Annotated in this window: 11 protein-coding genes; 1 reads left to right on the top strand and 10 read right to left on the bottom strand. The window is 36.6% G+C overall.

The genetic code is table 11. From position 1 onward, the window contains the following. Window positions 1-285 precede the first annotated feature (285 nt). The gene (locus tag HNS38_RS09500) at window positions 286-978 is read right to left on the bottom strand and encodes a Crp/Fnr family transcriptional regulator (protein WP_172280700.1); all 693 of its coding nucleotides are present in this window, start codon (window positions 976-978) and stop codon (window positions 286-288) included. A gap of 15 nt (window positions 979-993) precedes the next feature. Continuing rightward, a complete protein-coding gene (locus HNS38_RS09495; protein WP_172280698.1) occupies window positions 994-1,680 on the bottom strand; it encodes a Crp/Fnr family transcriptional regulator in 687 nt (228 codons plus the stop codon). A gap of 284 nt (window positions 1,681-1,964) precedes the next feature. On the opposite strand from HNS38_RS09495, the gene HNS38_RS09490 reads away from it, so the two are divergent. Continuing rightward, a complete protein-coding gene (locus HNS38_RS09490; protein WP_172280696.1) occupies window positions 1,965-2,171 on the top strand; it encodes a hypothetical protein in 207 nt (68 codons plus the stop codon). A 117-nt stretch (window positions 2,172-2,288) separates the two neighbouring features. Here HNS38_RS09490 and HNS38_RS09485 read toward each other — a convergent pair whose 3' ends face one another. From HNS38_RS09485 to HNS38_RS09450, 8 genes are all read right to left on the bottom strand, one after another. After that, window positions 2,289-2,927 carry a rhodanese-like domain-containing protein gene (locus tag HNS38_RS09485; RefSeq protein ID WP_172280694.1) on the bottom strand — a complete coding sequence of 213 codons (639 nt, stop codon included), beginning with the start codon at window positions 2,925-2,927 and terminating at the stop codon, window positions 2,289-2,291. A 32-nt stretch (window positions 2,928-2,959) separates the two neighbouring features. Next, window positions 2,960-3,622, bottom strand: a complete 663-nt coding sequence (locus tag HNS38_RS09480; protein ID WP_172280692.1) for a rhodanese-like domain-containing protein — start codon at window positions 3,620-3,622, stop codon at window positions 2,960-2,962. 11 nt (window positions 3,623-3,633) lie between these two features. Further along, window positions 3,634-4,224 carry a YeeE/YedE thiosulfate transporter family protein gene (locus tag HNS38_RS09475; RefSeq protein WP_172280690.1) on the bottom strand — a complete coding sequence of 197 codons (591 nt, stop codon included), beginning with the start codon at window positions 4,222-4,224 and terminating at the stop codon, window positions 3,634-3,636. Between the two features lie 19 nt (window positions 4,225-4,243). Continuing rightward, entirely contained in the window at window positions 4,244-4,777 is a 534-nt protein-coding gene (locus HNS38_RS09470) for a YeeE/YedE thiosulfate transporter family protein (RefSeq protein WP_172280688.1), read from the bottom strand. Window positions 4,778-4,799: 22 nt separating this feature from the next. Beyond that, complete coding sequence (gene nrfD, locus HNS38_RS09465) at window positions 4,800-5,741, bottom strand: NrfD/PsrC family molybdoenzyme membrane anchor subunit (RefSeq protein ID WP_172346348.1); 942 nt, start codon at window positions 5,739-5,741, stop codon at window positions 4,800-4,802. 12 nt (window positions 5,742-5,753) lie between these two features. Next, entirely contained in the window at window positions 5,754-6,287 is a 534-nt protein-coding gene (locus HNS38_RS09460) for a 4Fe-4S dicluster domain-containing protein (RefSeq protein WP_172280684.1), read from the bottom strand. Beyond that, a complete protein-coding gene (locus tag HNS38_RS09455; protein ID WP_172280682.1) occupies window positions 6,284-8,533 on the bottom strand; it encodes a molybdopterin-dependent oxidoreductase in 2,250 nt (749 codons plus the stop codon). The genes HNS38_RS09460 and HNS38_RS09455 overlap by 4 nt, the downstream gene beginning before the upstream one ends. 84 nt (window positions 8,534-8,617) lie before the next feature. Further along, window positions 8,618-9,475 (bottom strand): sulfurtransferase, encoded by an 858-nt coding sequence (locus tag HNS38_RS09450; protein ID WP_172346347.1) that lies wholly within the window; start codon window positions 9,473-9,475, stop codon window positions 8,618-8,620. Window positions 9,476-9,477 lie beyond the last annotated feature (2 nt).

Below are 9,477 nucleotides of genomic sequence, written 5' to 3'. Positions count from 1 at the left end.
AACCTATTCTAATTCAGCTTGATAAGGCAGTCTGATTTGGTGCGAAACTTCAGTATATAAAATAGCTCAAATCCAAACAAGAAATAATCTGATTTTTCTAAATTTAGGTTCAATAATGTCCAATACAAGTTTCATATTAAAACCCCTTCTTCCTATTTCTTTGTCAAAACATCTGTCATTTTGATGCGAAGCGAGAAATCTTTAATAATTATTAGGATGCAATTATTTTAGGTTCTACAAGAATCGGCAACCAATCAAGTGAACGAATCTATACGTAGAGTTTTTTTAACCAAACCTACTGACCTGAACTAGTTTCTTTTTATCCAAAATTGTGATGGCTTTCCCATCCAAATCTATGATTTTATCATCCTTAAAATCCTTAAGAATTCGGGTTGCAGACTCGTTCGACATGGCAGTGAGTTCTGCTAAGTCTTTCCTAGAAAGATTAACAATAAATTGATCGGCTTTATATACTCTATTGGTTAAACAAAGAATAATATCGGCCATTCTACCATGTAATTGCTTCATCGTTAAGCTATAAAATCGATCATAGGTAAGTATCTGTGCTTCATTAGCTTGTGACAATAAGGCATATCCAAAACCCGGATTTCTCTTTGCAATGGTTCTGACTACATCCATATCGAACAAACAAGCATAAACATCTTCTAATGCTGCTACAGAATAATGAAAAATACTAGAAGTGGTCATTGATTGAATTCCGAGAAGACAGTCTGCCGGATTAATACATATGATCTGAACCTTGTTATCCTCTTCTAAATAGGATTTTGACAAACCTTCTTTGATATAAATCAAATGATTAGCAAAAGAACCTTGTTTACAAACATTTTCCCCTTTATTATATTTTACCTCAACCCTATGCTGATTTAATAATTCAATATCCTCAACAGTGAGTTCACAAGTTGAAAGATTTCCACAGAATGCTTCTAAACATTCTTTAGTATACACTGGTTTAGCCATAATTAATCCCTTCCTTTATCCAAATTTGCTGATGCGCTCGAGCTCAAGTGGTTTTAATATGTTTACAATTCGTCCCTTCATGGTGATTAGCCCCTCTTCCTCAAATTGTCTAAGTTGTTTGGATACGCTCTCCCTACTAGTCCCTATTAGATAGGAAATTTCATTTCTGTTTAAATGCAAATAAAAACTCTCACTGTTATAAATATTCTTTGAGAAATAGAGCAAAGCATCGGCTAACTTTCCAAATATTTTCTTCTGGTGCTGAGTTACAAAGCGGTGATAGGTATTTAAACTATCTCTACTCACAGCCTCTAATATTTTATACCCAAACTGCCCGTTTTCAAGCAAGAGGGTTTTAAATATGTTTCTATCTATATAACACACACTTACATCGGTAAGGGCGGTATATGAATAGTGATTATACTTATCTCCAAATAAAGAGTGTAAACCCAAATAAGCTTTTTCTTTAATCAAGTTCATGATATATTCATGTTTCGAATTCTCAACACGTTGAAATTCTTTAACTAATCCTGATCGTAGATAAATAATATGAGAGGTTAGTGAGCCTTCCGATAGAATCACATCACCCGCTTTTATAGTAGACTCATTGCAGGTAGAATTTTGCAATTCCAACTGAGTTGTACTTAAGTTTAGTGCTGCACAAGAGATTTTATCACACTTCTTACAATTTGCATTTCCCATTTATAGCGTCTTTATCACAATGTGATGTATTTCACATTATAAATACTGTTTGTGTTTTGATTAACAATATTATAAGTACAAATCTACTACATTTCACACCTTATTACCAAAATATTATTGCTGTTTTATGTGAGATTTTCCACATTTTCATATAGGGTTTATCACACCTTACAACCACTAGTCTCACACGAATACTATTGTTTGATAGGGTTTGAAGGTTGTATTTTTACCATATAATTAATTGAAGGTTGTGAAGAACAACACTTTATAAAATAGGAGGAGAAATGAAAAAGTTAATCGTGTTTTTATTAGTTGTTTCGGTAGTGCTTTTTGTAGATTATTTCATGATTTCCTTAGTTGGAATCTTTGCTAATCTCTGTGAGGCTGGATGTGGTTTTTATGAAAATTCTTTTGGAATAATCAGTTGGATAATCATTGGTTTATCAATGGGTTTATTGGCCATAACATATTTCAGAAAGGCTTTGAACTAAAAAAAGGGCTACTACTTAACATTCTACTAACTTATGAATGATCGCGCTTAAATAACGAAGTAAATTCTATTAAGTAGATAGCCCAAACAGTATTAAATAATTATCAAAATATTTCGTTTAACATCCTCCTTCATCAATTTCGTTTTCTACTCGCTGAACCGGAACAATCTGCATGGTAGGCTTATCCTCAAGTATCATAGGGTTTTCTACTTGATCACGAGCTTCCTCCATAATCATATAGAAATCATATTGAGCTTCCTCTAATAAATAAGCTTCCATAAGATCAGGATCAAAATCTGGAGATGCAACTAAATCATAGCCTCCCAACATTGTTTTTGCATTGGTATATCCAAGTTGATACATGAGCATCCAAGCTCCATTAGCCTGTATTTGACTATCACCATAGAAGACCACTATTAGACTATCTTGTTGTGCCTTTTGAAAAACCTCAATGTTGTCGTCCTCCAAAAGTTGGTTCATAGGTATATTTATCGCATCATCTAAATGACTTTGAAGGTATTTATACTCATCTCTCACATCAATAAATAAATATCCTGGCTCATTGTTTTCTATATAATCCAAAGCCTCATCAGGAAAAACTTCATTACTCATCTCAGCAAGCTCGTCCATAACATGACCCTCACATACATTAAAATAAATGCCAGGAGTATTTAAACTCATTAAACCAATGAGGATAATAGCTAAATAGCCTATGATGCTAACAGAAAGTCTCTTTGTTCTTTTTAATTCTTTCATCTTTTTATCGTTTAAAAATTATCAATTGACTTTTAGCAGCCTTCTTCTTCCTCTTCTTCCTCTTCCACCTTTTTAAGCTCAATCACTTGTTTAGCAGGTTTGGATTTCTTAACAGCAGCAGGTTTTGCATTTGTATTTTCAGGAGCAGTATATTGAACTACAGGAGCTGGCATTCCAAAGAATACGCTTGCCCCTTTTCTAAATTCATACAAGGCAATGGCATCATTTCCTTCTACTTCTTGAGGAGGCTCTGGAGTCATAATATGGTCGAACCAAGTATTAAGTCCACCTTCCATTACATATTGGCTTTCCATTTTGTTTCTTCTACACAATATCCATGCTTGATCTGCACTTAGTGTAGAATTACTATAGAAAACAATATCTTTAAATGGCAATAGAAGAGCCGCATTCAAGGAATCGTTCAACACCTCGTTTAGCGGAATATTGATAGCGCCAGGAATATGATATTCATCATATAAATCTGAGCTTCTCACATCTACTAATAAAATAGAAGGATCCCCTTGAATAATTCTTTCAGCGATATGATCAACTGAGAGGAATCTTTCACCACTATTTATTTCTAATAATAATAAATCAGGTCGAAAAGCATCTCTGTTTTGTTGTTTTGGAAGCAAAACCAAAACCAAAGCCATTGCTATAAATACGACTGATATGAATATATATCTTTTTGACATCGCTTTTCTTTTTAGTATTTAACTTTTTCAACGCTTTTTCTGATGATACTGAGCACATAGAAAACAACAACAGCAATGACCGCAAAAATCAAAGCAAACCAATCTGGTGCTATCCCTAAGCTTTCTTCTACTGTGATATGTCCTAAGTAATTGGCATAATAGAAATCACTGATGAGAGGAAAAATCTCACCAAAAAACAGGATGCCTAAAAAGGCACCACCAATAAATACCATACCATCAACCTTACCAATGGCTGCGGCCAAGAAACTTGTTCCTGGACAAAAGCCTGCAGCAAGAAATCCCAAGCCCATCAATGCCCCACCAGTAATGGTAGCACCCAAATAGGTTGGCACAACAAATAACTCAGTTCTATCAATCCAGCCAAAATAATCCATATATAATACTCCTATCAATGAAGTGATGGCTGCGGTCATAAATACTCTAATCATGGTAAAATCATAACCATAAAAAGAGCCCATGATTTTTCGGGAGGAAGAAAACCCACTAGATTCCATCACTATACCAAAGGCAATACCTATAAGCACAGCAAAAACATGATTCCATTCGGGCGATATTATTTCATTCGGAATTAAAGGTCCCATAATTTTTCTTTTTTGATGATTAAATCCATAATTTTCTAAAGAAATAAGCAAACAAATAGCCGGAGCCAAATATGCTTATCATAATAATAAGTCCACCTAAAGAGTTAGCCGCAAAGCCACTCAAAGCACCTCCGCTGGTACAGCCTCTTGCTAATTGAGAACCTCCTCCAAAAAGGAAACCTCCCAATAACACAAACCAGAGCCTAGTTTTGGCTGTAATCTTAGGTGAATGTTGGATTCTAATCTTTAGTCGGTTATTAACGGCACCAGAGAAAAAAGCTCCAGCAATAACACCCAACATTTGAAATACCAACCAAGTATTTAAAGGGCTTTTATCTCCTTTTAAAAATTTACTGAAATAGGCAGAATTCTCAGCATGTGAAGGAGCTACAGCATTCACTGTTGCCACTACAGCGCTTTTTACTCCTCCGCTGGCTCCTATTCCTCGTCCACTTACATAAAATGAAAATATAACGATGAGGCCCAACAAGAAACCACCAAAATATGGATTCCAATAAATCCGTGTTTTTCTATCTTCTAATAAGAAATTCATAATTACAAATTTTAAATGAGTATTAATAGAGATATCTGGTTATCTGTCCGGCTTCCACCATCACAAATCTAAATATCAAGCCTCCCATCAACACCATGATTGCAGGAACGGCTACAGGTATTTTATTACCCATCAATTCGGCAATTTCTAAAGCTGCGGGGAATAATAATCCTAGGATAACTACAAACACCCAAAAAACAACAGTATATGCACCACCAAACAATAAAGCAGCAGCTTCCAGTTGTACACTCGGTCCGGCCATAAATCCCATCATCATATGAACAATAATGAAAAGCTCAATTCCAATTAAAACCAAATCGATTTTACTGAAGAGGAGTCTTTCTGCATGATCTTTAGAGGTCCAGATAATCAATGCCGCAGCAGTGGATAATCCAGAGACTAAAAATAGAGGTCCTAAGATGGAATTGTTCCATAGTGGACGAGCATTAAAGGCAGACAATAAAATTCCTGTATAAATACCTAAAATGATACTCATAGGTAATAAAATCCAAGCCATCACTTTTCTGTACTTGGCAAACCACTCAATGGTATTTTCTATGATTGGAAACTTCCAATCCCAAGATGGAATCAACTCTTTGATATAGGTAGCTACCCAAACCATCGATAACGGTGTCACCAACATCAATACCCAAGCACCCCACGACATGGGAGACTCCAATCGAAGCGTGGTATAAAGCCGCCAAAAATATAGCTTATTGGTTAGGTCATAGAAAAGTGCCATTAAACCAACAACTAAGGCAATAGGAACAATAAAAGGAGCCCATTTTACAACGGTAGGCATTGTTTTCTCTTTTCCAAGAATAGTATAATAACTGGCAAAGAATAACAAACCGGCAGCCAGACCACCGAGAAAAAGATATACTGGAATAGGCCAATGCCATGCATGTAAATGAGGATCTATATTGGGTAAGTTTCTTCCACTTACAAATAATTCTTCTCTCATAATCAATAGGTTTTAGATTAAATAAAAGATTTGTGGTCCGGTACCTGCTTCTGGTGCCAAGGCCTTATACTTCCTGTTTTTCAAAGCCAGGCTAACATCGCTTCTTGGATTATCCAAATCACCAAAATAAATACAGTGAGTCGGGCAAACAGAGGTACAAGCGGTATTTAATCCTTTCTCCACTCTATGGTGACAGAAAGTACACTTGTCCACATGACCAGAAGGATGAGTATAACGAGCATCGTAAGGACAAGACTCAATACAAGCCGAACATCCAATACAAGCTTCTGGAGTAACTAATACAATCCCTCCTTCAATAATATGACTTGCTCCAGTTGGACAACAACGCACACAGGGTGAATTTTCACAATGATTACAACGCTCCGATCTCAACTCTACTTCTACCAATGGATAAGTCCCATCAACAGTTTCCGTTATCCAATCTCTACAATACCCAATAGGTACTTTATTCTCTGTTTGACAGGCTACCACACAGTCTGCACAGCCTACACATTTTAATGTGTCAATCGCCATTCCGTATCTCATGATTCAGCCTCCTCAGGTTTTTCAGTTAAAAATGTGACAAAATTGCCTCGCATTCCAGTACCTCCCATAATAGGATCGATACTTACATTGGTTATCATATCGGTATCACTAATTCCATGGCCAAAGGCTCTGGTGAGTTTACGGTTACTATGTCCGAAACCATGAACCATATAAACAGAATCCCATCGCATTCTCTCCGTAACACGAATTTTAATAGGAAACTCTGAAATAATACCATCTTGATTTTTTAAATATACCTCCTGCCCAGCAGAAAATCCCCAAACATTAGCTGTCTTCGGATTCATCCATAAAGAGTTTGTATCCATTAAATCGGATAAGTTGGCATTATTACTCGTACGACTAAAGGTATGCATAGGCGCTCTACCATAAATCAAACGATAAAAACCTGGATCTGGTTCAGGATGTTTAGTAAATACCGGCATAGGGTCGAAACCTAAAGCTGCTAATTCTGTACTATAAAGCTCTATTTTACCAGTATTGGTTTTCAATTTTATGGTTTCCCCATCTTGATAATAAGGAGAACCTGATTTTCTTGGGAAGTTTTTCACTCCCTTATGTTGCATTTCTTCTAATGAAGAACCCATTTGTTGTAATTGCCAATCAATAACTTCGCTATAATCATTATAATTGAAATAGTCACCCAAGCCCATTCTTTCACCCAGTTGTTTGGCTATCCACCAAGCAGGCTTAGAATCATACATCGGTTTTCTAGCTGGCATTCTTAAGGCAATAGAGGGAGTTCTGTTGGCAGCCGATCTGATGCCATCGTATCTTTCCAGATAAGTACATTCGGGTAAAACCACATCGGCATGCTGAACTATATCCATCGGCATAGTATCTACCACAGCAATAAACTCAACGGCTTCCATAGCTTTTTTAAGAATGGCCTTGTTTGGAATAGTCTTGGGAAGGTTAGTACCCGCAACAAGCCAAGCTTTAACTTGATGCTCTCCTGCTTCACTAGGAATACTTGCTCTAATAACTTCTTGAGTTAAACCCATTTTTGCCATAGGATAATCCTTGGCTAAATCTTTCCAATCCCACTTTGGATGAGGGTATTTTGGGTGAGGATATTTGGGTACGGAGATGCTTTCTTTCAAATAAAAGCCTCCTCGTTTTCCCCAAGAACCCAACAAACCATTCAGGATGGCTATAGCTCTTCCTCTTTGTGTATCATCTCCATACCAAGCCACATGTCTACCCGGATGAACAATGACTGCAGGAGCAGCATTTGCCATCTCATGAGCAGTCTTTCTTATCACATCAGGTTTAATGGTAGTATGTCCATAGGCCCATTCTGGGGTGAAGGTTTGAACGTGTTTTTTCAGTTCCTCGAAACCATGTGTATTTTGCTCTATATGTTTAGCATCATATAATTCATCATATATAATAACATGCATCCAAGCCAATAATAAGGCAATATCGGTGGAGGGTTTAATTGGAAGCCAATATTTAGATTTAGTAGCGGCGGTAGACATACGAGGATCTACAGTAATTATACAAGAACCTTTATCAATAGCTTGCGCCATTTCCTGCACTTGACTATTATGCATATTCTCACCAATGTGTGAACCTATAAGCACCAAGCATTTTGTATCTCTAATATCTGTTGGTTCTGGTGAACCTACCCATCCTCCAAATGTGGCAGCCCATCCTTCTTCTCTTGGTCCTCGACATTGAGCATAAGCAGGTTCACCTATGGTATCGGAACCAAAGGCTTTAAATAAATGCTCAAAATGTTTCCCAGGGGAGCCATGCTTTAATAAAGCTACCGAAGGAGCTCCATATTTTTCTTTAATGCCAGAGAACTTAGAAGCAATTAGATCTAATGCTTCTTCCCAAGATGCTTCTTGAAAAATGTCTCCATCTTCTTTTTTAACTCTAATGAGCGGTGTCTTTAAACGATCTGGATCGCTAAACATTCCTACCCCACCTGTGCCTCTTGGACATAAACGGCCTTCGCAATGAGTGTCTTTTTCGTTACCAATTATTTTTTCAATACCACCCTCTTCATCTAAATATACCCAACCAGCACACTTCCAGAAACACACCTCACAATAGGTAGGGTATCTCTTTAATTTTTTGCCTTCTGAGCTCAAAACTTCTTCGCCTTTGCTGCTATCGAATACTGAGGCATTCACCAAATTCCATGAGGAACCCAATGCCATAGCTCCGCCCACACCAAGTGCTGAAACTTTGATAAAATTTCTTCTACTTTTTTCCATAATAATCCTCCAAAACCACTCGGATAGAGTGGCAAATAAGTAAATATGAGCAGCTTGTTTTCACAAGCTACTCATGAGAAAATTCTACTTTTCTAACTTATGCTTTGTGATCCATTCTTGCTCAGCTCCATCATAAAGCTTCACATTTGGATATTCAAGAATATTTTTAAAAGCTACATAACCTACCGCGCCGCGAATAGATGTGGTACAATAAAGAATTATTGTTTTATCTGAAGTTGCTCCAGCTTTTTCAACCAAAGCCTTTAACTCATCAGCCGATTTGAAAGCTTCACTTTCTGTTAAGAAGTCTTTATGATTAATATTGATAGCACCTGGAATATGACCATTGCTTTTTTCTTCAGTTCCATCGAATTCATTAGCTGCTCTAACATCTATTAATACCATATTGGCATCATCTTTTGAAGCTTCAACATCCGCCATTAATGCTAAAATACTAGCATCAACACTTGGTGTAAAAGTGGTAGCTTTTCCTTTTGTAGGAGTACTTACTAAAACAAGACGAGCTTTACGCCATTCATCTTTATCTTTGTGTAAGATTTTCACATTTGGTGCTCCTAAATACTTGAGCAACCAATACATTCTTGTGGAGTATTTTTGAGAACCATTATCATAAAGAACAATGGTATTTGTTTCACTAATTCCAGATTCGCCAAAGAACTTGGCTAAATCTTGAGGACTCATCATTAATCCTTTGATATCACCTTTTTGGTCAGTGTCTTTATATGATATTAAGATAGACCCTTTAAGATGGTTGGCATTATAATTCTTCGCTTTGCCTGCGTGCACTGTTACTACGTTTTTATCTGATTTTACCAATGCCTTGTATTCTGCAGCGTTGATTATGTCAAGCTGAGCAAATACAGTTGGAAGTACAAATAAGAAGGCAATAACTATCGTGATATTTTTAAAAATCTGCTTCATTA

This window comes from Lentimicrobium sp. L6, assembly GCF_013166655.1.
Taxonomy (GTDB): domain Bacteria; phylum Bacteroidota; class Bacteroidia; order Bacteroidales; family UBA12170; genus UBA12170.
The sequence above is the reverse complement of the archived record's forward strand: the minus strand, read 5'-3'. Positions and strand labels throughout refer to the sequence as shown.